Source organism: Pseudomonas sp. LAIL14HWK12:I7 (genome assembly GCF_000483465.1).
Classification (GTDB): Bacteria; Pseudomonadota; Gammaproteobacteria; order Pseudomonadales; family Pseudomonadaceae; genus Aquipseudomonas; species Aquipseudomonas kermanshahensis.
In genome coordinates, this window is sequence record NZ_KI519605.1 from 406,972 (window position 1) to 431,576 (window position 24,605).

Annotated in this window: 28 protein-coding genes; 16 read left to right on the top strand and 12 right to left on the bottom strand. The window is 63.4% G+C overall.

Going from position 1 to position 24,605, the window contains the following annotated elements; all coding sequences use genetic code 11:
- Positions 1-84: 84 nt before the first annotated feature.
- The 4 genes from D886_RS0121250 (at position 85) to recX (ending at position 3,406) form a co-directional block, all read left to right on the top strand.
- On the top strand, positions 85-1,206 hold the full coding sequence (locus D886_RS0121250) for a hypothetical protein (protein ID WP_256215248.1): 1,122 nt from the start codon (positions 85-87) through the stop codon (positions 1,204-1,206).
- 54 nt (positions 1,207-1,260) lie between these two features.
- Positions 1,261-1,743, top strand: a complete 483-nt coding sequence (locus tag D886_RS0121255) for a CinA family protein (protein WP_027595824.1) — start codon at positions 1,261-1,263, stop codon at positions 1,741-1,743.
- A 103-nt stretch (positions 1,744-1,846) separates the two neighbouring features.
- Positions 1,847-2,914, top strand: coding sequence for a recombinase RecA (gene recA / locus D886_RS0121260; RefSeq protein ID WP_027595825.1), 1,068 nt, complete (start codon positions 1,847-1,849; stop codon positions 2,912-2,914).
- A 21-nt stretch (positions 2,915-2,935) separates the two neighbouring features.
- Entirely contained in the window at positions 2,936-3,406 is a 471-nt protein-coding gene (gene recX, locus D886_RS0121265; RefSeq protein WP_027595826.1) for a recombination regulator RecX, read from the top strand.
- Positions 3,407-3,636: 230 nt separating this feature from the next.
- Here recX and D886_RS0121270 read toward each other — a convergent pair whose 3' ends face one another.
- Positions 3,637-4,755 (bottom strand): LOG family protein, encoded by a 1,119-nt coding sequence (locus tag D886_RS0121270; RefSeq protein WP_027595827.1) that lies wholly within the window; start codon positions 4,753-4,755, stop codon positions 3,637-3,639.
- Between the two features lie 304 nt (positions 4,756-5,059).
- Here D886_RS0121270 and D886_RS0121275 point away from each other — a divergent pair, with 304 nt between their 5' ends.
- Entirely contained in the window at positions 5,060-5,272 is a 213-nt protein-coding gene (locus tag D886_RS0121275; RefSeq protein ID WP_027595828.1) for a hypothetical protein, read from the top strand.
- Positions 5,273-5,274: 2 nt separating this feature from the next.
- Here the strand turns inward: D886_RS0121275 and D886_RS0121280 are convergent, their stop codons facing one another.
- Complete coding sequence (locus tag D886_RS0121280) at positions 5,275-5,694, bottom strand: quorum-sensing-regulated virulence factor family protein (protein WP_027595829.1); 420 nt, start codon at positions 5,692-5,694, stop codon at positions 5,275-5,277.
- Positions 5,695-5,911: 217 nt separating this feature from the next.
- Between D886_RS0121280 and D886_RS0121285 the strand changes: the two genes are divergently transcribed.
- The 3 genes from D886_RS0121285 to D886_RS0121295 all read left to right on the top strand — a co-directional run bounded on the left by D886_RS0121285 (position 5,912) and on the right by D886_RS0121295 (position 7,931).
- Entirely contained in the window at positions 5,912-6,622 is a 711-nt protein-coding gene (locus D886_RS0121285) for a tRNA-uridine aminocarboxypropyltransferase (RefSeq protein ID WP_027595830.1), read from the top strand.
- A 222-nt stretch (positions 6,623-6,844) separates the two neighbouring features.
- On the top strand, positions 6,845-7,495 hold the full coding sequence (erdR, locus tag D886_RS0121290) for a response regulator transcription factor ErdR (RefSeq protein ID WP_027595831.1): 651 nt from the start codon (positions 6,845-6,847) through the stop codon (positions 7,493-7,495).
- A gap of 73 nt (positions 7,496-7,568) precedes the next feature.
- The gene (locus tag D886_RS0121295) at positions 7,569-7,931 is read left to right on the top strand and encodes a diacylglycerol kinase (protein WP_027595832.1); all 363 of its coding nucleotides are present in this window, start codon (positions 7,569-7,571) and stop codon (positions 7,929-7,931) included.
- Here the strand turns inward: D886_RS0121295 and finR are convergent.
- Positions 7,928-8,854 (bottom strand): LysR family transcriptional regulator FinR, encoded by a 927-nt coding sequence (gene finR, locus D886_RS0121300; RefSeq protein ID WP_027595833.1) that lies wholly within the window; start codon positions 8,852-8,854, stop codon positions 7,928-7,930. The two genes, D886_RS0121295 and finR, sit on opposite strands and share 4 nt — an antisense overlap.
- A gap of 120 nt (positions 8,855-8,974) precedes the next feature.
- Here finR and fpr point away from each other — a divergent pair, with 120 nt between their 5' ends.
- A complete protein-coding gene (gene fpr, locus D886_RS0121305) occupies positions 8,975-9,754 on the top strand; it encodes a ferredoxin-NADP reductase (protein WP_016501130.1) in 780 nt (259 codons plus the stop codon).
- A gap of 169 nt (positions 9,755-9,923) precedes the next feature.
- Here fpr and D886_RS0121310 read toward each other — a convergent pair whose 3' ends face one another.
- Together D886_RS0121310 and D886_RS0121315 are read right to left on the bottom strand one after the other, a co-directional pair.
- A complete protein-coding gene (locus D886_RS0121310; protein ID WP_027595834.1) occupies positions 9,924-10,418 on the bottom strand; it encodes a SprT family zinc-dependent metalloprotease in 495 nt (164 codons plus the stop codon).
- A 139-nt stretch (positions 10,419-10,557) separates the two neighbouring features.
- Positions 10,558-11,157, bottom strand: a complete 600-nt coding sequence (locus D886_RS0121315) for a Yip1 family protein (protein ID WP_027595835.1) — start codon at positions 11,155-11,157, stop codon at positions 10,558-10,560.
- A 262-nt stretch (positions 11,158-11,419) separates the two neighbouring features.
- Between D886_RS0121315 and ttcA the strand changes: the two genes are divergently transcribed.
- Complete coding sequence (gene ttcA / locus D886_RS0121320; protein WP_027595836.1) at positions 11,420-12,244, top strand: tRNA 2-thiocytidine(32) synthetase TtcA; 825 nt, start codon at positions 11,420-11,422, stop codon at positions 12,242-12,244.
- Positions 12,245-12,248: 4 nt separating this feature from the next.
- Entirely contained in the window at positions 12,249-12,920 is a 672-nt protein-coding gene (locus D886_RS0121325) for a DNA-3-methyladenine glycosylase I (RefSeq protein WP_027595837.1), read from the top strand.
- A gap of 131 nt (positions 12,921-13,051) precedes the next feature.
- Here the strand turns inward: D886_RS0121325 and D886_RS0121330 are convergent, their stop codons facing one another.
- Genes D886_RS0121330 through arsC form a run of 3 tightly spaced genes read right to left on the bottom strand, consistent with a single transcriptional unit; the run spans position 13,052 to position 14,413 of the window.
- The gene (locus tag D886_RS0121330; RefSeq protein ID WP_027595838.1) at positions 13,052-13,465 is read right to left on the bottom strand and encodes a DUF2069 domain-containing protein; all 414 of its coding nucleotides are present in this window, start codon (positions 13,463-13,465) and stop codon (positions 13,052-13,054) included.
- Complete coding sequence (wrbA, locus tag D886_RS0121335; RefSeq protein WP_027595839.1) at positions 13,458-14,063, bottom strand: NAD(P)H:quinone oxidoreductase; 606 nt, start codon at positions 14,061-14,063, stop codon at positions 13,458-13,460. The genes D886_RS0121330 and wrbA overlap by 8 nt, the downstream gene beginning before the upstream one ends.
- On the bottom strand, positions 14,060-14,413 hold the full coding sequence (gene arsC / locus D886_RS0121340; protein WP_027595840.1) for an arsenate reductase (glutaredoxin): 354 nt from the start codon (positions 14,411-14,413) through the stop codon (positions 14,060-14,062). Before arsC ends, wrbA begins: the two co-directional genes overlap by 4 nt.
- Before the next feature lie 85 nt (positions 14,414-14,498).
- Between arsC and D886_RS0121345 the strand changes: the two genes are divergently transcribed.
- The gene (locus D886_RS0121345; RefSeq protein WP_027595841.1) at positions 14,499-14,963 is read left to right on the top strand and encodes a TlpA disulfide reductase family protein; all 465 of its coding nucleotides are present in this window, start codon (positions 14,499-14,501) and stop codon (positions 14,961-14,963) included.
- Between the two features lie 135 nt (positions 14,964-15,098).
- On the opposite strand, the gene D886_RS0121350 is transcribed toward D886_RS0121345, so the two are convergent.
- The 4 genes from D886_RS0121350 to D886_RS0121365 all read right to left on the bottom strand — a co-directional run bounded on the left by D886_RS0121350 (position 15,099) and on the right by D886_RS0121365 (position 19,910).
- On the bottom strand, positions 15,099-15,503 hold the full coding sequence (locus D886_RS0121350; RefSeq protein WP_027595842.1) for an META domain-containing protein: 405 nt from the start codon (positions 15,501-15,503) through the stop codon (positions 15,099-15,101).
- Positions 15,500-15,937, bottom strand: a complete 438-nt coding sequence (locus tag D886_RS0121355) for a hypothetical protein (RefSeq protein ID WP_027595843.1) — start codon at positions 15,935-15,937, stop codon at positions 15,500-15,502. Before D886_RS0121355 ends, D886_RS0121350 begins: the two co-directional genes overlap by 4 nt.
- Before the next feature lie 31 nt (positions 15,938-15,968).
- On the bottom strand, positions 15,969-16,958 hold the full coding sequence (locus tag D886_RS0121360; RefSeq protein ID WP_027595844.1) for a 2-hydroxyacid dehydrogenase: 990 nt from the start codon (positions 16,956-16,958) through the stop codon (positions 15,969-15,971).
- A gap of 195 nt (positions 16,959-17,153) precedes the next feature.
- The gene (locus tag D886_RS0121365; protein WP_027595845.1) at positions 17,154-19,910 is read right to left on the bottom strand and encodes a response regulator; all 2,757 of its coding nucleotides are present in this window, start codon (positions 19,908-19,910) and stop codon (positions 17,154-17,156) included.
- Positions 19,911-20,105: 195 nt separating this feature from the next.
- Between D886_RS0121365 and D886_RS0121370 the strand changes: the two genes are divergently transcribed.
- From D886_RS0121370 to rlmD, 4 genes are all read left to right on the top strand, one after another.
- Complete coding sequence (locus D886_RS0121370; RefSeq protein ID WP_027595846.1) at positions 20,106-20,822, top strand: response regulator transcription factor; 717 nt, start codon at positions 20,106-20,108, stop codon at positions 20,820-20,822.
- 3 nt (positions 20,823-20,825) lie between these two features.
- The gene (locus D886_RS0121375) at positions 20,826-22,214 is read left to right on the top strand and encodes a sensor histidine kinase (protein WP_027595847.1); all 1,389 of its coding nucleotides are present in this window, start codon (positions 20,826-20,828) and stop codon (positions 22,212-22,214) included.
- A 94-nt stretch (positions 22,215-22,308) separates the two neighbouring features.
- Positions 22,309-23,208 carry a cysteine synthase CysM gene (gene cysM, locus D886_RS0121380; RefSeq protein WP_027595848.1) on the top strand — a complete coding sequence of 300 codons (900 nt, stop codon included), beginning with the start codon at positions 22,309-22,311 and terminating at the stop codon, positions 23,206-23,208.
- Positions 23,209-24,567 carry a 23S rRNA (uracil(1939)-C(5))-methyltransferase RlmD gene (gene rlmD, locus D886_RS0121385; RefSeq protein ID WP_027595849.1) on the top strand — a complete coding sequence of 453 codons (1,359 nt, stop codon included), beginning with the start codon at positions 23,209-23,211 and terminating at the stop codon, positions 24,565-24,567.
- The last annotated feature ends 38 nt before the right edge of the window (positions 24,568-24,605 follow it).

A 24,605-nucleotide genomic window follows, 5' to 3' on the forward strand; every position in this document is an offset into this window, starting at 1 on the left:
TGGTACAGGCTTTTTCATCCAGATGCAGGCGGCCGCAATGGGGCATGTGCGCGCAGTTCGGCGGGCCATCATGGAGCTTCGTCCTTGACTGCACTAGAATGCGCGGCCTTTTTGAATGCCCCTAGCCGTGACGTAGTGATGAACCTGTCCAGCCGTATCCCTTATGTAAAGCAGCAATTGATCTACCTCCTGTACGGTGATCGGCGGATTTACCAGCTGGAAGCCAAGCTCAGCATCCTCACCGCCCTGGCGCGCTGCAAGCCGGCGGAGCTGCCGGTGATTCGTGTGTTGACCGACCAGCCGCAGGCGTTCGCCGGTTGGCCGGTTGAGGTGATCGCGCTGGATGACGCGACCCTGCAGGCCTGGACCGGGGAGGGCGGCTACACCCATCGGCGCAAGGCCTGCGCCATTGCGCAAGCTGGGCAGTGGGCGGACAAGACAGTGTTCATCGACACCGACACGGTGTTCCTGCAGTCACCGCTGAAGCTGTTTGGCCAGGTGGATGCCGGGCAGTACCTGGTAGACGAGGTCGAGATGCGCTGGGCCGAGGCGTCGCACCGTGAGGACTACCTCGGCTTCAGCGCAGGGCTTGCGCGTGCGGGCGCAGTGCCGAGCGACGACCTGCGGCTGTGCAACAGCGGTGTCCTGGGCTTCACCCGTGAGAATGCCGGCATTGCCGAACGTGCCATCCAGCGCATCGATGCGTGGACGCCTTACGCCCGTGAATTGCACACCATCGAGCAGATCGCCTTTTCGTTCGAGTTGCAGGGCGCGCAGATCAACCAGGCGCGTGGCGTGATCAGCCACTACTTTGCGATGAAGCAGTACATCCACGCCATTCTGGAAATTTTCTTCGCCCGCCACGGCGAGCGCTTTACGGCGAAGATGCCTGGCCTGGCCTTGAAGGTGCCTGCGCATCGCCCGGTGCCATCCTGGCTCAACCGCCTTTCGGTCAAGTGGAGCCTTACGCGCGTGCCCCCAGAGCTCCGGGGTGTCGGCCGCAAGCTTTTATATGGCAGTGTCATCGGCAGCGACGATTACCAGCGCGCCTGCAAGGTGGTCTGGTGGCGTTCGGCGATTGAGGACATGCGCCATTTGCGTGGCCTGGACTGGACCCAGGGCTGGCCAGCCGGCCTACCGCGTCTTGGGCGGCGCGACGAGCGTGCGTTCAGCGCCATTGCCCGCGATAGCCTGAAGGTTTCCTGAAGCCGCGCCGCGCATGGGGTGGTAGGGTAGTGCGCAGTCTTCAAGGAGCCTGACATGGACCCGATCACCGCACTTTCCGCCCGCCTGGGCGAGCACCTGCGCCGCTTCAATGCCCAGGTGACCACCGCCGAATCCTGCACGGGCGGTGGCATCGCCGAGGCCATTACCCGCATCCCCGGCAGTTCGGCCTGGTTCGAGGCCGGGTACGTGACCTACTCCAATGCCCAGAAGACCCGCCAGCTGGGGGTGCCCGCGGTACTGTTCGGCCAGGTGGGTGCGGTCAGCCAGGAGGTGGTCGAAGCCATGGCCCGGGGGGCGCAGGCGGCCAGCGGCGCGCGCTTTGCGGTGGCGGTGAGCGGTGTGGCCGGGCCGGACGGTGGCTCGCCGGCAAAACCGGTGGGTACCGTGTGGCTGGCCTGGGCCGATGGCAGCCGTGTCTTCAGCGAGCGCCGCCAGTTCGACGGCGACCGTGATGCGGTGCGCCGACAAACGGTGATCGCCGCGTTAGACGGCTTGTTACAGCTTGGTGCCGAGTAAATCGACGACAGGGGTTTGCGCGCGCGCTTCGCTGTGGAATAATACTGGCTACTTATACAGGTATTCCGGCCATCAGGGCCAAGTCGAACACGTGAGGGTTTCAATGGACGACAACAAGAAACGCGCCTTGGCTGCGGCCCTGGGTCAGATCGAACGCCAATTCGGCAAAGGCGCAGTCATGCGCATGGGCGACCACGAGCGCACCGGCATTCCGGCTATCTCCACCGGTTCCCTGGGCCTGGACATCGCCCTCGGCATTGGCGGCCTGCCAAAAGGCCGTATCGTCGAAATCTACGGCCCGGAGTCCTCGGGTAAAACCACGCTGACCCTGTCGGTCATCGCTGAAGCGCAGAAGAACGGCGCCACCTGCGCCTTCGTCGACGCCGAGCACGCCCTCGACCCGGAATACGCCGGCAAGCTGGGCGTCAATGTCGACGACCTGCTGGTGTCGCAGCCAGACACCGGTGAGCAGGCGCTGGAAATTACCGACATGCTGGTGCGCTCCAACGCGGTCGACGTGATCATCGTCGACTCCGTGGCAGCCTTGGTGCCCAAGGCCGAGATCGAAGGCGAGATGGGTGACATGCACGTGGGCCTGCAGGCTCGTCTGATGTCCCAAGCGCTGCGCAAGATCACCGGTAACATCAAGAACGCCAACTGCCTGGTCATCTTCATCAACCAGATCCGTATGAAGATCGGTGTGATGTTCGGCAGCCCGGAAACCACCACCGGCGGTAACGCCCTGAAGTTCTACGCCTCTGTGCGCCTGGACATCCGCCGTACCGGCGCGGTCAAGGAAGGCGACGAAGTGGTCGGCAGCGAAACCCGCGTCAAGATCGTCAAGAACAAGGTCTCGCCGCCGTTCCGTCAGGCCGAGTTCCAGATCCTCTACGGCAAGGGCATCTACCGCAACGGCGAAATCATCGACCTGGGTGTTTCTCAGGGTCTGGTGGAGAAATCCGGTGCCTGGTACGCCTACCAGGGCAACAAGATCGGCCAAGGCAAAGCCAACGCCGCCAAATACCTGGCTGAGAACCCGGCCATTGGTGCCGAGATCGAGAAGCAGATCCGCGAGAAGCTGCTCAAGGCCGGTGCTGCCGCCGAAGCGGGCAAGGCTGCCGCTGCTGAAGCCAGTGCCGACGACGTGGCTGATGCCGACGCCGGTTATTGATCACTGTTGTAGATAGCGACTATGTCCGCCGTACTCGACACCCCCGTCGCCATTCGGCGGACAGCCATGGACCTGCTCGCGCGACGTGAGCATGGTCGCGTCGAGCTGACGCGCAAACTGCGTCAGCGAGGCGCTCTGGATGAGATGATCGAGCCTGAGCTCGATCGGCTCGCCGAAGAAGGGCTGCTCAGCGAAGCCCGCTACCTTGAAAGCTTCATCAGGTACCGCTCCAATTCCGGCTATGGCCCTGCGCGTATACGCGAAGAACTGGGCCAGCGTGGCCTGGACCGTGGCGATATCGATCAGGCGTTACGGGAAAGCGGTGTGGATTGGGCACAGCGTTTGATGGATGTCTGGCAACGCAAGTTTGCCGGGCAACGCCCGCATGACCCCCGCAGCCGTGCCCAGCAAACCCGATTCCTTGCCTACCGTGGGTTCTCCCTGGAAATGATCGGCCGCCTGCTCAGTGGTCGGGATCTCGACGACTACTAAAACGGTGTGAGAGCCGGCTTCGCCGGTGAACGAGGGCACGCCAGTCCCCACAGGTGCGCCGCTAGACTTGGAGGTTACACAGTTCGGGTGGGAGCAACTGTCTTGCGCATTTTCTAAAAATTGACGCACGTGGGAGCGGGCTTGCCCCGCGAACACCGGCGAAGCCGGTGCCATGCACCGCGTAGCCCCATTCGCGGGACAAGCCCGCTCCCACAAGGTAGCTGTAAGCCTCAACTAACCTTCAACGCCTCCCTGGCCCGCTGAGTCGTGTGCATAGGCTGAGGCTTGGCCCAGTTTTCCGGCAGGTTGATAAAGTCCACCAGTTCGCGCAGGCGGCCCTGGTCGCGGCCGTTGAAGGCGAACGACAATCGGGTCAGATGGCTGAAATTACCCACCTCGTGTTCCGCGCCGCTGTCGGCGTGCTGGTGGTATTTGCCGCTCAGGCGCAAATCGGCGAAGCCCTCCTGGATGTCGTACAGCGCCGCCTCGCTGAGCGGGTGATGCATGCGGATCACGAACTGGTTTTTCAGCCAGCGGCTGGAGTGGTAGTTGCTGTAGAACTGGTTGATTTCCTCCACCGCCTCATCGGCGCTGTGCACCAGGCGCACCAGCTTGAGGTCGCTGGGCAGGATGTAGCGGTTTTCTTCGAGCTGACGGCTGATGAAGTCGAGGCAGTCGCGCCAGAAGGTGCCCCCGGGTGAGTCAAGCAACACCACCGGCACCAGCGGGCTCTTGCCGGTCTGTATCAGCGTGAGCACTTCGAGTGCTTCATCCAGCGTGCCGAAGCCGCCAGGGCAGAGCACCAGCCCATCAGCCTCCTTGACGAAGAACAGCTTGCGAATGAAGAAGAAGTGGAACGGCAGCAGTTTGTCGGTGCCGTCCACCGTGGGGTTGGCATGCTGTTCAAACGGCAGGGTGATGTTGAAGCCCAGGCTGTGATCGCTGCCGGCCCCTTCATGCGCTGCCGCCATGATGCCGCCGCCAGCGCCGGTGATGACCATCAGGTCGGAGCGTGCCAGGGTGGCGCCCAGTTCACGGGCCAAGGCGTACATCGGGTGTTCCAGCGGGGTTCGGGCCGAGCCGAACACCGTGACCTTGCGACGGCCCTTGTAGCGCTCAAGGGCGCGGAATGAATGATCAAGCTCGCGCAGCGCCTGCAGGGTGATCTTGGCGCTCCAGCGATCCGTGTCGTCGTGGGCCATGCGCAGGATGGTCAGCATCATGTCCCGGTACAGCGGCAAGTTGGGGCTGTTTAGTGCAACCAGTTGCAGCTGTTCGTCAATCTTGCTCAGGTCGATGTTGTTGTCCCTGAAGTGATTGAACAACAGCTCGTTGGGTTGGTAAGGCATTCAACGTCTCCTTCTGCAGCAAAACCTCTGACCGGGTCGATGGTGTGTCCCGGCCGCGACACTGCGTGCGTCGCTGGCTGCTCAGGCTCGAGTGTGTACCCCGAGCGTTGCAGTAGGCCTTCAAGGCCATGGTGCAGTGGCAAAAATCCATCTGGGCGTTTTTTGGCGCTCTCGCTATCAATCTAGACCGTTGCGCCTGATCGTGCCGAAGTGATGGCGAACGCCGCTCGTCGGCGCGCAGCCTATGGGGGTGAGGGTTTGATTAACTGGGAAAGCGAATCGTATCGATGCAGGAGGTGGCGGTATGCATCGCTTGACCATCGAAGTGGACCGGCAGCTGTATCAGCAGCTGGAACATGCAGCTCAGGTGCATCACCTGAGCCTTGAGGCAGAGTGCCGTCGCAGGCTTTCGGGGCTGGAGTGCCAGTCACGCTACCTGCAAGCGCTTCTGGCAGAGTTGCGCGCCGATGCCGAGGAGGAGCAGTGGCGCGCCCCTGATGACCACTCCGTGGTCTAGGTTTACTTCTTCTTGCTGCCAGCAACGCAGCTGGCGGCGTCAAATGCCTGGTCCATGACTGGCTGGTTGGTCTTGTAGACCGTGAAGCGATAGACCATGACGGCGCCCTTGGACATCAAATTGCGGAAGCCGCTGTTACGGCAGACGCTGTCGCCCAACTGGCTGCGCACTTGCTCGGGGTTGGCCTGCATGCGCTCGGCGTGGCTCTGGCGCACGCTCAGGTGGTTGACCAGCGCCTTGCCTTCGACGGTATAACCTTGGTCGAGGATGTCTTCGTTGATGGCGCGCGGCGTGCCGACGCTGCTTTCCGTAGCGACCTTCTGCAGCATCTTGTTCAGGTCGTAGTCCTGTTTGGACGCCGCCTGGGCCGCCAGGGGCAGGGTGAGCAAAAGGCTCAGGGTCGGGACGATAAGACGCAGCATGTATCTCTCCTGGTTCAATGACTGGCGGTTTGACATGCGCCGGCAGGTGGCGTTCCCTGATGCGCGCTTTTGCGCGTGTCAGGCTCGCCAAAGTGTCGATTATAAGGGGCCAGCCCGTCCCGCTGCACGGCAAATGACGCCTGCTCTGGTAGACTTGCGTTTTGTGTATCCGAGCCGTCGCAGTGTGCATTTTCAACCTGTTCAAAGGCCTGCCAGCATGAGCCACGCGGTAGCGCGCTTGCGCGCCGAACGCCTGGCCCGCAGCAACAAGCCGTTCATTGCCCGTGGTTCACGGGCCGTCCGTTGCCCGCATTGCCGGGTCATTGCCAGCCATTGCCTGTGCGCCTGGAAGCCCCGGGTGCCGGCAGAGTCGGGCGTGTGCCTGCTGATGCACGACACCGAGCCACTGAAGCCGACCAACACCGGCTGGCTGATCGCCGACCTGGTCGAGGACACCTCGGCCTTCGGCTGGCAGCGTACTGCAGTGGACGACAACCTGCTGGCGCTGCTCGAACAGCCCCAGTGGCAGCCCTATATCGTCTTCCCTGGCGAGTTCGTTGCCCAGGAGCGGGTGGTCAACGAGGTGGTGCGCGAACCCGGCAAGCGGCCGTTGTTCATCCTGCTCGACGCCACCTGGACCGAGGCGCGCAAGATGTTCCGCAAGAGCCCCTACCTGGACCGCTTCCCGGTGTTGAGCCTGGAGGCCGAGCAGATGTCGCGCTATCGCCTGCGTCGTTCCAAACGTGACGATCACTTCTGCACGGCGGAAGTGGCGGCCATGTGCCTGGAACTGGCCGGCGACCAGCGCGCCTCCCAGGCCCTGGACGCTTACCTGGACGTGTTCAGCCTGCACTACCTGAGCGCCAAGCGGCATTTGCCGCTGGATGAACAGGACGACGCGCATCAGCGTTTGCATACCTTCCTATAGTCCAAGGGGCAGTCGGGCCGGTTTGGTTCATAATGTCGGGGCTGGCAGCCAGGGTGGGCGAGTGCGGCAGGGCAATTGGCTTGACCACCCCGACCGTGCTCGGCATCCTTGGCGCCGATTCGGGCACGCCGAAGGTGCCGTTACCCCGGACTTCGCCGTGCCTTTCCGCCAAGCGCCCTTACTACCCCGCAGCGCCTGGCACAGAACAGGATCCTTAGATCGATGGCCACTTACGAAATCCTGATTGCCGATGACCACCCACTGTTTCGTGGCGCCCTGCGCCAGGCTGTTACCCTCGGCCTTGGCGCCGATGTACGCCTGGTTGAAGTGGCGAGCATTGCCGAACTGGAAACCCGACTGAGCGAAAAAGCCGACTGGGATCTGGTCCTGCTGGACCTGAACATGCCGGGCGCCTACGGGTTCTCCGGGCTGGTCCTGCTGCGTGGGCAATACCCGCAGATCCCCGTGGTCATGGTGTCGGCGCAGGAAGAGGCAGCCGTCGTGGTGAAGTCCCGCGAGTTTGGTGCCAGTGGTTTCATTCCCAAATCCAGCCCGCTGGAAGTGATTCAGGACGCCGTGCGCAAGGTGTTGGACGGTGAGGTCTGGTGGCCGCCGCAAGCCTTCGAGAAAGTTGACGTTTCGGCTGAAGCCAAAGCGGCCAGCGAAGGCCTGGCCAGCCTCACGCCGCAGCAGTTCCGCGTGCTGACCATGGTCTGCGAAGGCTTGCTGAACAAGCAGATCGCCTATGAGCTGAGTGTCTCGGAGGCCACTATCAAGGCCCACGTGACGGCGATCTTCCGCAAGCTGGGCGTGCGCACGCGCACCCAGGCGGCCTTGCTGCTGCAACAACTTGAATCGGTTGCCAGCCACTAACTGGCTGCTTCTTCACGCTTTTTTGACCCCAGCTGGACTAGTCTGCCGGCCTTTCATCGGTGAAGTGACGCACATGTCGCCATTCAAAGGCCAGACCGGCCTCAAACGTATCTTCAACGCCGCCGGCTACTCGCTGGATGGTTTGCGCGCCGCCTTCAAGGGCGAGGCCGCGTTCCGTCAACTGGTACTGCTCAATGTGCTGCTGATCCCGACCGCCTTCTGGCTGCCGGTCAGCCGCGCCGAGCGGGCGATCATGATCGCGGTGTGCCTGCTGGGCTTGATCGTCGAGCTGTTCAACTCGGCGGTAGAGGCTGCCATCGACCGCATTTCGCTTGAGCGTCACCCCTTGTCGAAAAACGCCAAGGACATGGGCAGTGCCGCGCAGTTGGTGGCGCTCACCATGGTTGCGCTGGTCTGGGGCGTGATTCTGCTCTAGGCAATAGGCGGCAAGACGATCTCATCACTGCGGGTGAAGCCCGCGGTGAAGTTGCGGCATAGCTCCAGAAACTCGCGCATGGCCGAGGTCTGGTACTTCTGCTTGTGCCAAATGAAATAGAACTGACGCATCAGGTCCAGCTCCGGGGTTTCGACCGGTACCAGGCTGCCGCGGCGGAAGGCATCGCGCAGGGCTAGGCGCGAAATGCAGCCGATGCCCAGGCCAGATTCCACTGCACGCTTGATGGCCTCGGTGTGTTCGAGCTCCAGGCGAATGTTGAGGTTGGCGCGGTGGTGGCGCATGGCTTGGTCAAAGGTCAGGCGCGTGCCGGAGCCTTGCTCGCGAAGGATCCAGGCCTCCTGCGACAACGTCTGAATGTTCGCGCTGCCCAGCGTTGCCAGTGGGTGCTGGGGCGCGCAGAACACGACCAGCTCGTCTTCGACCCAAGGCTGAACCTCCAGGTCCGGGTGGTTGCAATCACCTTCGATCAGACCCAGATCAATTTCGTAATGGGCGACCTGTTGCACAATATGCGCAGTGTTCTGCACATGCAGCTTGACCTGGCTTTCCGGGTGCACCTGCATGAAGCTGCCGATCAGCAGGGTCGCCAGGTAGTTGCCGATGGTCAGCGTGGCGCCCACCGCCAACGAGCCGAAGGCGGACTTGCCGTTGAGCAGGTCTTCGATTTCCTTGGCCTGGTCGAGCAGGGCGACAGCCTGTGGCAGCAGCTGATGGCCCAGGGCGTTGAGGCTCAGGCGTTTACCGGCGCGGTCGAACAGCTGGCAGCTGGATTGGCGCTCGAGTTCGGTGATGGACGTGCTGGCGGCCGACTGCGAGAGCGCAAGCAGGCCAGCGGCCCGAGAGACACTTTGATGCTGGGCTACGGCGACGAACACCTGAAGCTGACGGAGAGTGAATCGCATATCTATATAACCGATAACACATATCTTGATAATTCAGTTAACAGATATTGTCGCTGCCCCTAAACTATCGCGCAACTGCGCGTCTTGCGCGCGCTGCGTCTTTCTTCAGGAGCCCCATCGATGAGCAACATGAACCACGAACGTGTCCTCAGTGTGCACCACTGGAACGACACCCTGTTCAGCTTCAAGTGCACCCGTGATCCGGGCCTGCGCTTCGAGAACGGTCAGTTCGTGATGATCGGCCTGCAGCAGGAAAGCGGCCGCCCGCTCATGCGCGCCTATTCCATCGCCTCGCCGAACTGGGAAGAGCACCTGGAATTCTTCAGCATCAAGGTGCCGGACGGCCCGCTGACTTCCCAGTTGCAGCACCTGAAGGAAGGCGACGAGATCATCATCAGCAAGAAGCCTACCGGCACCCTGGTCCTCGACGACCTGAACCCGGGCAAGCACCTATACCTGCTGAGCACCGGCACTGGCCTGGCGCCGTTCATGAGCGTCATCCAGGACCCGGAAACCTACGAGCGCTTCGAAAAAGTGATCCTGGTTCACGGCGTGCGTTACGTGAACGAAGTGGCCTATCGCGAGTTCATCACCGAGCACCTGCCGCAGAACGAGTTCTTCGGTGAGTCGGTGCGTGACAAGCTGATCTACTACCCGACCGTGACCCGCGAGCCGTTCGAGAACCAGGGCCGCCTGACCGACCTGATGCGCAGCGGCAAGCTGTTCAGCGACATCGGCCTGCCGCCGATCAACCCGCAGGACGACCGTGCGATGATCTGCGGTAGCCCAAGCATGCTGGACGAAACCAGCGAAGTGCTCGACAGCTTCGGCCTGAAAGTCTCTGCCCGCATGCGCGAGCCGGGTGACTACCTGATCGAGCGCGCCTTCGTCGAGAAGTAACCCGCAGACGGGTACGAAAAGGCGACCCTCGGGTCGCCTTTCTTATGCCTGGGATCACTGCATTGTCTGTACTGGCCTATTCGCGGGTAAACCCGCTCCCACAGGTGGTGCGTAGGCCTCAGGCAATGCATGGCCCTGTGGGAGCGGGTTTACCCGCGAATAGGCCCGGTCATTCGACACGCGTCTCGCCGCTGTACTCCAATATCGCCCGACACCGCCTGCACAGGTAGCGCCGCCCCTGGCGCACCAGCTTGTGCCGCTGCGCAGTAAACGGAAAGTCGCTCTGCGGGCAGGGGCAGCGGTAGATGTAGCGCGTGACCACCCGGCGTTGCACTGCGTAGTTATGGCAGCGGTTGGGCGGCAATTCATATACCCCGCGCATGATCAATTGCCATTCCTCGCCATGGGCCTGGATGCGCTCGCCAAACAGCTGGTGAGCCACCAGGTGCGCCACCTCGTGGGCCACGGTCTGGCGCAGGAAGTCCTCCTGGTTTTCGCGGTACAACTGCAGGTTGAAGCGCAGCAGGTTCTCGTGCAGGTGAGCGACGCCGGCCTTCTGGCCGCGCAGCTTGAAGCTGATTTCCGGGCGCGGGAAGGGGCGTTTGAAGAAGGTTTCGGCTTGCTGGTAACAGGTTTCGACGCGTTGTTTGAGCAGCTCGGGCATGGCGGGGTAATTCTCCTGACCAGGCATTATGCCGCAAGCCCTGGCGGCTTGCCGAGCCACCGGTCAGCACACAGCCAGAAGCCGCCTTGCGGCGGCCTCTGACTTGATGCCCCAGTGTTGGTTCTGTGTAGTTATCGCGCTAGTTGGTATAGACGGGCCCCACGCCCAGTCCCCAGATGATCACGGTAGCGGCCATGATCGCTACCAGCACCACAAGGCCCACCGCCAGCACCGAGCTGGAAAACAGGAAGCCTTCATCGGACGGAATGTTCATGAACGTCGGCAAGCCGACATACAGCAGGTACACGGTATAACAAATGGCCGCAGTGCCGATCAGCATGCCCAGCCACAGGTGCGGGTAAAGGGCTGCCAGGCCGCCCAGGAACAACGGGGTGGCGGTGTAGGTGGCAAAGGCAATGCACTGCGCCATGGAGGGGTTGGCATCGTAGGTGCGGGCCATCCAGTGGATGAACGCGCCCATTACCGCCACCCCGGCGAGCATCGCCAGGTAGGACATGATGCTCATCCAGATTGCGCTTTCCATGGTCAGCATCACTGCCGGCCGGTCGCCAATCACCCAGCCCACCTGGGTAGTACCGATAAATGCGGAAACGGCAGGGATCGCCGCCAGGATCAAGGTGTGCGTCAGGTACATGTGGCTGATGGTTTCTTCTTCGCCACGAATCTCCCGCCACTCCTGATCGGGATGGGTAAACAGCCCCACAACGTGATGAATCATGCCGATCACTCCTCTCAATGTTGCCAAACGCCCCCCAGATGGAGCGCAAGCGGCCCGAGGCCCGAACACCGATGCAAGCGGTAATGTGGCCTTATGTCGCAGTATAGGAAGCGGTTACCGGCACAAACCGTGCTTTTTAGAGCAAATTGCGCTGTCAGGCGTGCTGTTGATTACAACGAAGTCTTTATCGGAATGCCTACAGCGCCGCGTAGTTTGTGCGTAAAATAGCCGGCTTTTGTCACACCTCGCGGATCCAAGCGCTATGGGCACCCTCTCGGTCAACCAGAACAAACTGCAAAAACGCCTGCGTCGTCTCGCCGGCGAAGCCATCACCGACTTCAACATGATCGAGGATGGCGACAAGGTCATGGTCTGCCTGTCCGGCGGCAAGGACAGCTACACCATGCTCGACGTTCTGTTGCACCTGCAGAAGGTGGCACCGATCAAGTTCGAGATCGTGGCGGTGAACATGGACCAGAAGCAGCCGGGTTTCCCCGAGCACGTGCTGCCGGCCTACCTCAAAGAGTTGGGCGTCGAGTACCACATCGTCGAGAAAGACACCTACTCGGTGGTCAAGGAACTGGTGCCCGAGGGCAAGACCACCTGCTCGCTGTGCTCGCGCCTGCGCCGTGGCACCCTGTACACCTTCGCCGACGAAATCGGCGCGACCAAGATGGCCCTGGGGCACCACCGCGACGACATCGTCGAGACGTTCTTCCTCAACATGTTCTTCAACGGCTCGCTCAAGGGCATGCCGCCCAAGCTGCGTGCCGACGATGGCCGTAACGTGGTGATTCGCCCGTTGGCCTACTGCAGCGAGAAGGACATCCAGGCTTACTCGGACATGCGTGAATTCCCGATCATCCCGTGCAACCTGTGCGGCTCGCAAGAGAACCTGCAGCGCCAGGTGGTCAAGGACATGCTGGTGGAGTGGGAGCGCAAGCACCCGGGCCGCACCGAAAGCATCTTCCGCGCGCTGCAGAACGTCGCGCCGTCGCAGTTGGCAGACCGCAACCTGTTCGACTTCACCAGCCTGAAGATCGACGAAAACGCCACGCCGCGTTTCCTCGATGTGCTGAACATCTGACCCTATGCGCGATTATCAGTGGCTGCATGAGTACTGCCTGAACCGCTTCGGCTCGGCCCAGGCCCTCGAGGCTTTTCTGCCGCAGCCACGCACGCCTGCGCAACTGCGCAACATCAGCAACGACCGCTACCTGTCGACCCTGGCACTGCGCGTGTTCCGCGCCGGGCTCAAGCACAGCCTGGTGGATGCCAAATGGCCGGCGTTCGAGCAGGTGTTCTTCGGTTTCGACCCGGAGAAGGTGGTGCTGATGAGCGCCGAGCACTTGGAGCGGTTGATGCAGGACGAGCGCATCATCCGCCACTTGGGCAAGCTCAAGAGTGTGCCGCGCAATGCGCAGATGGTGCTGGATGTGGCGAAGGAGAAGGGCAGTTTCGGTGCGTTCATCGCCGACTGGCCGGTGACCGATATCGTCGGCCTTTGGAAGTACCTGGCCAAGCATGGCAACCAGCTGGGTGGCCTATCGGCGCCGCGGTTCTTGCGCATGGTCGGCAAGGACACGTTTATCCCGACGGAGGATATGGCGGCAGCGTTGATTGCGCAAAAAGTGATCGACAAACAGCCGACCAGCCAGCGTGACCTGGCGTTGGTGCAGCAGGCGTTCAACCAGTGGCATGCCGAGAGTGGGCGACCCCTGTGCCAGCTGTCGGTGATGCTGGCGCATACCGTCAACCATTGAGGTTGCCGCGGCCGCGTTGCGGCCAAATCGCCGGCAAGCCGGCTCCCACAGGTATTGTGCAGGCTTCAAGAACTGCGCGCATCCAGTGGGAGCTGGCTTGCCAGCGATTGGGCTGCAAAGCAGCCCCTGAATCAACTCCCTTCGCCCGCCATGCGCCGCTCATGCTGGAACTTCCAGCGCACAAACAGCAGCCCGCTGACGAACAAGCCCAGGCTTACCATCACCTCGACCCAGCCAAACAGCGCCCGTGCCGGGTCGAACGCCGCCAACACGCCCTTGATGAAATAGATATTCACCACAAAGCAGGTCCAGGCATGCGCCCGGGCGCTGCCCTTCAGCATGCCCGGCAGCAGCAACAGCAGCGGCACCAGTTCGATCGCCAGAATCACTTCGACGCGCGCCCCGTGCAGGTTGGCGAACCACAGGTTGTTCACCACCAGCAACGCGATCAGGCCAAAGAAAAACGCCAGGCTCAGTGCCCGCGTCAGGCGCAGGCGCGGTGCCAGCCATTGCAGCGGCGGCAACACCTTGGGCTTTTTAGCCACGCGCGGCCTCCAGGGCCTTGGCGGTGCTCGCCAGGCGTTGGCCGAGGGCACGGCACAGGGTGATTTCGTGGGGGTCGAGCTCGCGCTTGCCATCGGCGCCGGCGTGGTGGCTGGCGCCATACGGTGTGCCGCCGCCGCGGGTTTCGAGCAAGGCCGATTCGCTGTAGGGCAGGCCCATCACCAGCATGCCGTGGTGCATCAGCGGCAGCATCATCGACAGCAGGGTGGTTTCCTGGCCGCCATGCAGGCTGGCGGTGGAGGTGAACACCCCGGCGGGCTTGCCCACCAGTTCGCCACCCAGCCACAGGCTGCTGGTGCCGTCGAGGAAGTACTTAAGCGGCGCCGCCATGTTGCCGAAGCGGGTCGGGCTGCCCAGCACCAGGCCGGCGCAATGGCGCAGGTCGTCGAGGGTGGCGTACAGCGCGCCGCTGGCCGGGATGTCCGGGGCCACAGCTTCGCACTCAGTGGAAATCGCCGGCACGGTGCGCAGGCGCGCCTCCATACCGGCCATCTCGACACCGCGGGCAATGTGCCGGGCCATTTCGCTGGTGGCGCCATGGCGGCTGTAATACAAAACCAGGATGAAGGGCTGGCTCACGGCAGGATCTCCAGCACCTTCTCGGGTGGGCGGCCAATCACGGCTTTATCGCCGGCCACCAGAATCGGCCGCTCGATCAGCTTGGGGTGTTGGGCCATGGCGTCGATCAATTGCGCGTCGGTCAGGGCCGGGTTGGCCAGGTTCAGGTCTTTGTATTCGTCTTCGCCGGTGCGCAGCAGCTGGCGCGGGGCGATGCCCAGCTTGCCGAGCAGGGCCGTCAGGGTGGCGGTGTCTGGCGGGGTTTCGAGGTAGCGCACGATGGTCGGCGCCAGGCCGCGTGCTTCGAGCAGTTCCAGCGCGCCGCGGGATTTCGAGCAGCGCGGGTTATGATAGAGCGTCAGGTCAGTCATGTCGGGTCGCATCCAGCTGGGTGTGGCGGCTATTCTAACCGCAGCGACTGAACCATTTGCTTGAAACTTCGAGAAGGATTGACCCATGGCAAGGCGTTTGGCAGCAGTACTGGCCATCACCGCGGGCCTGTTGCTCGGTGGTTGCGGTGCCGACTACGGCGTGGACCAACACGGCAATACGGTAAAGGCCGAGCAGATCGAGGGGCACTGGGTAGTGCTCAACTATTGGGCCGAATGGTGCGGACCGTGCCGTACCGAAATCCCTGAGTTGAATGCGGCGGCCAAGCAATGGGCGGCCGAGGGGATCAAGGTGGTCGGGGTGAACTTCGACGGCTTGCAGGGCCAGGACCTGAAGCAGGCGGCGGACACCTTGGGCATCGGCTTTACCGTGCTGGCGCAGGACCCGGCCGAGCGTTACGAGCTGCCCCGCAGCGAGGCGCTGCCGGTGACCTACATCATCGATGACAAGGGTAAGGTGCGTGAGCAACTGATGGGTGAGCAGACCCTGGAAGGGCTGCAGGCCAAGATCAAGGCCCTGAAGGGCGCATGATGCCTGTTGGGGCTGCTTTGCGGCCCTTCGCGGCACAAGGCCGCTCCCACAGGTGACCGCGTCATCCCAGCGTACGCGGTTATCTGTAGGAGCGGCCTTGTGCCGCGAAGGGCCGCAGAGCGGCCCCGGCAGTCCTCAACCTTCTTCAGGCCAGAACCGCAGCGGCTTGCCCTCGGCCGGCCAGAAGCGCATCTGCTCCACAGGCGAGACATCCCAGCGTTGTACCGTCTCCAGCGCCTGCAGGAAGCGTTTTTCCTGTTCCATCAATGCCGGCGCGCACAGCTTGCGGGTCTTGCCGACCTTGCCGAAGCTCAGGTGCTTGCCTTCCAGCGTATACGGGGCAAACCAATGGTTGCAGCCGCCATTACCGTAGGCGCGGCCATCGCTGGCCAAGGTCAGGGTAAGGTGGCTGTAATCGATCAGCGGGCGTTCGCCAATCCACTCCAGTACATAGCTGCGCTCCTGCTGCAGCTTCGACGGTTGCGCGGCGCAGCCGAGCAGGCCGGTGGCAATCAGCACGCCGGTCAGCAGCTTTTTCACTCAGCGCTCTCCTGGCAACGCGGGCACAGGTGCTTCTCGCCACGGCTGGCCCAGCCCAGCTCCGCGATACGGGCGCTGGCCGCCGGCTGGCGGGCTTTCTTGCCCAGCTTGGCATCGACTGCGAACTCGAAGTCCAGCACGGCGTCGCACTGGTCGCACTCGACCTGCCAAGTGAGGATTTCCAGTTCGCTGAACACCGGGCCGCTGGCCACGGCAACCCACTGGCCGCGCGGGTTGATCAGGTGACGCACGCTTTCCACGGTCAGTCGCATGGACAAGTCCTTGCTGCCCTTGAGGGTCACCAACAGCGTGTCGCCCTTGTGCATCGAACCGCCGTTGCCGGTCACCTGATAGCGGCCGGGTACCAGGGCGCGGCACTCGATCAGGGTGTGTTGCGGGTTGAAAAGGGTGTAGCGGAAATCGTGCTCGACCATGGGTCCTCCAGAAATGCCGCGTATCCTAGCATTAACCCGATACCAGATTCTGGGGTTTGCCTGCCATCCAGCGGTTGATGTTGTCCAGCGTGGTGGCGGCGATGGCGTCCAGCGCCTCGCGGGTGAGGAAGGCCTGGTGGGCGGTGATGATCACGTTAGGGAAGGTCAGCAGCCGGGCCAGCACATCGTCTTGCAAAGGCTGGTCGGAGCGGTCCTCGAAAAACAGTTGGGCCTCTTCTTCGTAGACGTCCAGGCCCAGGTAGCCCAGCTGGCCGCACTTGAGTGCGTCGATCAATGCCGGGGTGTCGACCAGGGCGCCGCGGCCGGTGTTGATCAGCATGGCGCCAGGTTGCAGTTGAGCCAGGCTTTGCGCATTGATCAGGTGGCGGGTGTGTTCGGTCAGCGGGCAATGCAGGCTGATGATGCGCGCCTCGCGCAGCAACTCGGGCAGGGGCAGGTAGCGGGCGCCAAGGGCCAGCAGGTCCGGGTTGGGGTAGGGGTCGTAGGCCAGCAAGTGGCAGCCGAAGCCGGCCATGATGCGGGCGAACGCAGCGCCGATCTGGCCGGTGCCGATCACACCGACGGTCTTGCCGTGCAGGTCGAAGCCGGTCAGGCCATGCAGGGTGAAATCACCTTCGCGGGTGCGGTTGTAAGCCCGGTGCAGGCGCCGGTTGAGGGCGAGGATCAGCGCCACGGCGTGCTCGGCCACCGCGTGTGGCGAATAGGCCGGCACCCGCACCACGGCCAGGCCCAAGCGCTGGGCGGCCGCCAGGTCGACGTGGTTATAGCCCGCCGAACGCAGGGCAATCAGACGCGTGCCGCCAGCGGCCAGGCGCGCCAGCACTTGGGTGTCCAGCTCATCGTTGATGAAAGCGCAGACGACTTCGTAACCGCTGGCGAGGGGCGCGGTGTCCAAGGTCAGGCGGGCGGGCTGGAAGTGCAGCTCCAGGGCAGTGCCGGCGGCGGCGTGGGTGAAGCTTTCCTGGTCGTAGTGCTGGCTGCTGAACAACAGGGCGCGCATGGTCGGGCTTCCTTTGCGAATGTCTGGGGATTGTAGCTGGCCGTCCTGTGTGGCCGTTGTAGGAGCAGCCTTGTGCTGCGAAGAGGCCGGTGACAGCACAGTAAATCTTCGCTGCTGTCACGGGCCTCTTCGCAGCACAAGGCTGCTCCTACAGCGGCGCAAGGCTGCTTCTACAGCTGGGGCAAGGCAGCGCTGTCAGGCATTGATGTGTGCCTGTGTCGCCAGCCGGCTGATCGCGCTGTCGAGTTCATCCAATGCCTGCTGCGCGTGGGGGTGCTCCTGTTTGAGCAAGGTCTCGCTGCGCTGGCATGCCGCCCGCAGTTGCGGCACACCGCAATAGCGCGAGGCTCCGTTGAGGCGGTGCACCTGCTCGATCAAGGTGGTGTGATCCTGCGCTTCGCGGGCGGCGCGTATTGCCTGGCGGTCGGACTCCAGTGACGCCAGCAGCATGGCCAGCATGTCGGCCGCCAAGTCGGATTTGCCGGCGGCCAGGCGCAAACCTTCGTCGGGGTCGAGCACCTTCAGTTCGTCGCTGTTGAGCCGCTGTTCGGCCAAGCGCTCTTGCTGCGGCACGCCCAGGCTCAGGCCGGTCCACTTCATCACCACCTGGGCCAACTGCCGCTCACTGATCGGTTTGGTCAGGTAGTCGTCCATGCCGGCATGCAGCAGCGCGCGTTTCTCGTTGGCCATGGCATGCGCGGTGAGGGCGACAATCGGCAGCGGGCTGCCGCTTTGGGCGTTTTCCCAGAGGCGGATCTGCTCGGTGCAGGCGCGGCCATCCATGCCGGGCATTTGCACGTCCATCAGCACCAGGTCGAAGGGTTCATCCTGCACCGCTTGCACCGCCGCATAGCCGTTGTCGACGGCCAGCACCTGGGCACCCAGGTCTTCGAGCAGGGTCTGTACCAGCAGCAGGTTGGCCGGGTTGTCGTCGACGCACAAAATCTTCGGCTGGCGCTGGCCGCTGAGGATGTTCGGCTCGCCCAGCGGGCGACGCGGTTGGATCAGCTCCAGCAGCAGCCGACGCAACTTGCGCGTGCACGTCGGCTTGGACAGGAGTTGGCCATGGCCATTGGGCAGGTAGGGGTGGTACAGCGCCTGTTCGGTGGTCGGGCACAGCACCACGCACTGGCACTGGTAGCGGTCCAGTTGCAGGTGGTACTCACCGAGCTGCTCGGGCGTCAGGTTGCCCAGGTTGGCGCCGAGCACTGCGAAGTCGAACGGGTGGCCCGCCTGGCTTGCGGCCTGTACCGCATGCAGAAGCTGGTCGTACGAGGCAAACAGGCTGACGCTCAGGCCGCAGTCTTCGAGCTGGTGCTCCAGCGCCTGGCGCGCCAGCTCATGGCTGTCGACGATGGCGGCGCGGCGGCCCAGCAGGGGCTGCAGCGGCAGCTCTTCGGCATCGTCGTGAGCCTTGGGCAGGTTGAGGCTGATCCAGAACTGCGAGCCTTCGCCCGGCGTGCTGTCGACGCCGATCTCGCCGCCCATCTGCTCGATCAGGCGCTTGGAAATCACCAGGCCCAGGCCGGTACCCCCAGGCTGGCGCGCCAGTGAGTTATCGGCCTGGCTGAAGGCCTGGAACAGCGTGCGCACATCCTGCGGCGACAGGCCGATGCCGGTGTCTTGCACGCTGATGCGAAGCTGCGCGCTGTCTTCGTGTTCGTCTTCAAGCATGGCGCGCACGACGATGGTGCCTTCGCGGGTGAACTTGATCGCGTTGCTCACCAGGTTGGTGAGGATCTGCTTGAGCCGCAGCGGGTCGCCGATCAGCGATGATGGGGTGTCGCGGTAGATCAGGCTGAGCAGTTCAAGCTGTTTGGCGTGCGCGGCCGGGGCGAGGATGGTCAGGGTGTCCTGGACCAGGTCGCGCAGGTTGAACGGAATGCTGTCGAGCACCAGCTTGCCGGCCTCGATCTTGGAGAAGTCGAGGATCTCGTTGATGATCCCCAGCAGGTTGTCGGCGGACTTCTCGATGGTGCTCAGGTAATCCAGCTGGCGCGGCGTCAGCTCACTTTTCTGCAGCAAATGGGTGAAGCCGAGGATGCCGTTGAGCGGGGTGCGGATCTCGTGGCTCATGTTGGCCAGGAACTCCGACTTGATGCGGCTGGCCTCCAGGGCTTCCTTGCGGGCCATGTCCAGCTCGATGTTCTGGATCTCGATTGTCTCCAGGTTCTGGCGCACGTCTTCGGTGGCCTGGTCGATGCTGTGCTGCAGCTCTTCGTGGGCGCTGTGCAGGGTTTCGGCCATGCGGTTGATGCCGCGGCCCAGCTCGTCCAACTCGTGGCTGCCCATGGCCGGCAGGCGCTCGTCCAGGTGGCCGTCCTTGAGCTGATTGACCGCATGCTTGATGCGTTTTATCGGGTCGTTGATGGTGCGGCTCATGCGCAGTGCCAGCAGGCCACTGAGGGCCAGGCAGGCGAGGATCAGCAACAGGCTGGTGAACAGGTTGCGGTAGCCACGCAGCAAGGTGCCGTCGTGCGACAGTTCGATTTCGACCCAACCCAGCAGGCGCTCGGCTTCGGCCGGCACGGCATCGGTGGCCAGGTCGCGGTGGTGGCCGAAGACCGGCATCAGGTAGCGGGTGGCGTCATTGCCGGTGCGTTGCAACAGTTGCGTGCCGGTACCGCCCGTGGGCGGCTGGTTGAGCATGCTCGGGCCTGCATGCGCCAGGCGCGTGCGGTCTGGGGCAAGAAAGGCGACCGCGCGCACGTCGGTTTGCTCCAGGGTCTGCGCGGCAATCCGTTCCAGCTGCCCGGGGGCCCGCTTGGCCATGGCAGGTGCAGCCAGCGGCGCCAGTTGCTCGGCGATCATCTTGCCGCGTTGCAGCAGCTGGGTGCGCAAATCGCTTTGCTGCAGCCAGGTGAAATAACTGCCCAATACCAGCGCCATCAAGCCGGCAGGCAGCAGGGCCAACAGCAGGACCCGGCTTCTGATTCCCAAACGATCGAGCACACTTGCCTCCTGTCATGTGCCTGGACGCCGTCAACTGCGTGACGGACCAAGCCGGGAAGTTACTCCGCCTGCTCGGCTAATGCACCCATTTGTCTGTCTTTTCGTGGCCATGTCGAGGCATTGGTCGCAGGGCGGTTGCCTAGAGCAGAGCGGATGCTCAATAATCGCGCAATTGAGAATGCATGGCAGTTGCCAATGAATCCCGTAGCTATTCATACCTCCACTATCCTCGCCATCGAGGACGACCCGGTGCTGGGTGCCTACCTGCACGAGGAGCTGCAGCGTGGCGGCTTCCAGGTGACCTGGTGCCGTAATGGGCTCGAAGGCCTTGAAACCGCAGGCCGGCAGGCATTCGACGTGGTGTTGATGGACATCCTGCTGCCAGGGCTCAACGGCCTGGATGCACTGGCTCAATTGCGCACGCGCAGCACCACGCCGGTGATCCTGATGTCTGCGCTGGGCGCAGAAGCCGACCGTATCAGTGGTTTTCAGCGCGGCGCCGACGACTACCTGCCCAAGCCCTTCAGCATGGCCGAGTTGCAGGTACGCATCGAGGCGATCCTGCGGCGCGTGGCTCTGGAGCGGCGCCATCAGCCGCAGCAAGAGGCCGCCGGAGGTGGGTTGCAGTTCGACGAGGGGCTCAGCGACGTCAGGCTCGAAGGGCGCCTGGCAGGCTTGACCCCCAGCGAATACCGCCTGCTCGAGATCCTCAACCGCAACCTGGACGAGGTGCTGAGCAAACCCTTCCTTTATCAGCAGGTCTTGCAGCGCGGTTACTCGCGGCATGATCGCAGCCTGGACATGCATGTCAGCCAGATCCGCCGCAAGCTCAAGGGCATCGGCTACCACGAACGGCAGATCCGCACGGTCTGGGGCAAAGGTTACGTGCTTAGCGCCAGCGAGATGGAGTGAGCCATGCTCGACCGCCATTCGCTGTTCTGGAAGCTGGCCATCCTGCTGGTGGGCTTCTGCCTGCTGATGATCGGCCTGAGCTACACCTGGGGCCGGCACATGGAAACCCAGAACGCCTTCCTGTCCGAACCGGCCCGCCAACTGCTGCGCGGTTATGCGGCTGAGGCCGAGCAGGCCTGGCGCAGCGATGGGCGCGCGGGGCTGGACCGTTGGGTGCAGGCCATGCACCAGCGCGAGCGTGGCTGGGTCGGCGTGCTCGACATCAGCCTGCGGCCGCTCGACAGCGCCACCCTGAACCCCCAGATCATGCAACGGCTAACGCGCCTGCGCGGCGTCGATTGGCCGATGAGCCTGCGCAGTGTCGACCAGCCGTGGTTGCGCATTCCGTTCCCGGGGGCGCCGGAGCAGGGCATGCTGGTGATCGAACTGCCAGAGCGCCTCAACCCCGGCCAGTACCGCATGCTGTGGCGGGTGCTGACCAACGGCATTATTCCCGCTCTGTTCACCTTGCTGCTGTGCGTTGGGCTGTACCGCATGCTGATCGTGCCGCTCAACCAACTGCGTGAGCAGGCCAATGCCTGGCGCGCCGACCAGCTGTCGGCCCGCCTCGATTCGCGCACCATCGCCCGGCATGACGAACTCGGCGAGCTGGCCCGCGCGTTCGACCAGATGGCCGAACGGCTGCAGGGTACGGTGGCCATGCAGCAACAGATGCTGCGCGACCTGTCTCATGAAATGCGCACGCCGCTCAGCCGGCTACGCGTGGCCTGCGATGGCGAAACCGACCTGCTGCGCCTGCGCGAACGCCTGGCGCGTGAAGTGGACTGCATGCAGCAGTTGGTCGAGGGCACCCTGCAATTGGCCTGGCAGGATGCCGAGCGTGCGCCGATGAACCTTGAGCCCATCCAGGTTCAGGCGTTGTGGGACCTGCTCGCCGAGGATGCCAGCTACGAAAGCGGCTGGTCGCCCGAACGCCTGCGCTGCGAACTGCCCGCCAGTTGCTGGGTGCAGGGCAACCTCAACCACCTGGCCCAGGCGCTGGAGAACATGCTGCGCAATGCCATCCGCCACTCGCCGACTAACGGCGTGGTGCGCTTGGGTGGGCAGCGCGACGGCAACCACTGGCGGCTGTGGCTGGAAGACGAGGGCGGTGGGGTTGCAGAAGAGGACCTGGAACGGATCTTCGCGCCGTTCTCGCGGCTGGACGGTTCGCGGCCTGGGGACGGCGGTTTCGGGCTGGGTTTGAGCATTGCGCGCAGTGCCATCCAGCGCCAGGGCGGGACCTTGTGGGCAGAAAATAGCAAGCGCGGGCTGCGTCTGTGCATGCGCTTGCCGCTCCATGTGCCAGCCCCCGCCAAGGACAACCCACGGCCGCAGGTTGCCGCGTTATAGCTTGTAGCTATATGCATCACAGATTGCGTGATATGGCGCGCAAAGGATTGCCGGTATGATAGGCGCCCCTGCCGTCCGGATTGTGAAATACGCCATGACCTTGCAGTACCCAACCATCGCCGATTGCGTCGGCAATACGCCCCTGGTTCGCCTGCAGCGCATTGCCGGAGAGACCAGCAACACGCTCCTGCTCAAGCTCGAAGGTAACAATCCCGCCGGTTCGGTCAAGGACCGCCCGGCGCTGTCGATGATCGCCCGCGCCGAACTGCGCGGCCAGATCAAACCGGGTGACACGCTGATCGAGGCGACCTCGGGCAACACTGGCATCGCCCTGGCGATGGCGGCAGCGATCAAGGGTTACAAGATGATCCTGATCATGCCAGACAACTCCACCGCCGAGCGCAAGGCCGCCATGACGGCCTATGGTGCCGAGCTGATTCTGGTGACCAAGGAAGAGGGCATGGAAGGTGCCCGCGACCTCGCCGAGAAGCTGCAGGCCGAGGGCCGCGGCCTGGTGCTCGACCAGTTCGCCAATGGCGACAACCCGATCGCCCATTACAACAGCACCGGCCCGGAAATCTGGCAGCAGACCCAGGGCACTATCACCCATTTCGTCAGCTCGATGGGCACCACCGGCACCATCATGGGCTGCTCTCAGTACCTCAAGGAGCAGAACCCAGCCGTGCAGATCATCGGCCTGCAGCCGATGGAAGGCTCTGCCATTCCGGGCATCCGTCGCTGGCCTGAGGAATACCTGCCGAAGATCTTCGACGCCACCCGCGTCGATCGCGTGGTCGACATGTCCCAGCAGGAAGCCGAAGACACCACCCGCCGCCTTGCCCGTGAAGAGGGCATTTTCTGCGGCGTGTCTTCCGGTGGTGCGGTCGCGGCGATGCTGCGCCTGTCCCGCGAGGTGGAAAACGCGGTAATGGTCGCAATCATCTGCGACCGTGGTGACCGATACCTGTCCACTGGCCTGTTTGATCCGAGCTAAATGTCCAAGAAGAAAAGCAACAGCGGCCTGCGCTTCCAGCCAGCCGGTGGCAACCGTAGCCCCCAGGTTCCCGTGGGCAAGAAACAGCGCCTGGATATCGAGCGCCTGGCCGGTGACGGCCGTGGCATCGCCTTCCATGAAGGGCGTACCTGGTTTGTCAGTGGCGCGTTGGCCGGTGAAGCCGTCGAGGCCCGTGTACTCAATGCCCGCGGCAAAGTCGTGGAGGCGCGCCTGGAGCGCGTGCTGCAGGCCAGCCCCGAGCGGCGCGAAGCACCTTGCCGGCACTATGCCCGCTGTGGCGGCTGCAACCTGCAGCATCTGCCCCATGAAGCGCAGCTGGCGCTCAAGCAACGCACCCTGGCCGACCAGCTGCAGCGGGTTGCCGGCGTGCAACCCGAGGCCTGGGCCGCCCCCCTGAGCGGGCCGGAATTCGGCTACCGGCGCCGGGCGCGGGTGGCTGTGCGCTGGGACATCAAGGCGCGTCAGCTGGAGGTCGGGTTCCGTGCCGAAGCCAGCCAGGACATCATTTCAATCGACGACTGTGCAGTGCTGGTACAGCCCTTGCAGTCGATTCTGCGCCACTTGCCGACGGTGCTGCGTTCGCTGAGCAAACCGCAGGTCATCGGCCATGTGGAACTGTTCAGCGGCACCGCTGAGGCGCTGCTGGTGCGCCATGTCGCGCCGCTGCCGGGGGATGACCTGGCCCGCCTGCAGGCATTTTGCGACGAGGCCAAGGCACAGCTCTGGCTGCAGGGCGAGGGTGAACCGGCGCCGGTAGACGCGGCCACGACCCTGGGCTTTACCCTCGAACCCTGGCAGCTGGAATTGGCCTGGCGCCCCGGTGATTTCGTGCAGGTTAACGCCCAGGTCAATACGGCGATGATCGAGCAGGCGTTAGCCTGGCTCGCACCGCAAGCCGACGAACGTGTGCTTGACCTGTTCTGCGGCCTGGGTAATTTTGCCCTGCCGTTGGCGCGGCAGGCGCGTGAAGTGGTGGCGGTGGAAGGTGTACAGGCCATGGTCGATCGGGCCGCGGCCAATGCCCGAAACAACAATGTGCATAACGCACGGTTTTTTCAGGCCGATTTATCGCAGCCTTTGGCAGGTGCCGAGTGGGCCGCCGAAGGCTTTTCTGCGGTACTCTTGGACCCACCGCGCGACGGTGCTTTCGAGGTGGTGCAAGACATCGCACGCCTCAAGGCCAAGCGGCTGGTCTACGTATCGTGCAACCCGGCCACGCTGGCGCGAGACGCCCAGGTGCTGGTCGGACAGGGGTACCGGTTAAAAAGGGCCGGGATTCTCGACATGTTTCCTCAGACGGCGCATGTCGAGGCCATGGCGTTATTCGAAGCGGGCTAGCAGACTGGCCCGTTGGTGCGGTTGCCAGGGAATGGCGG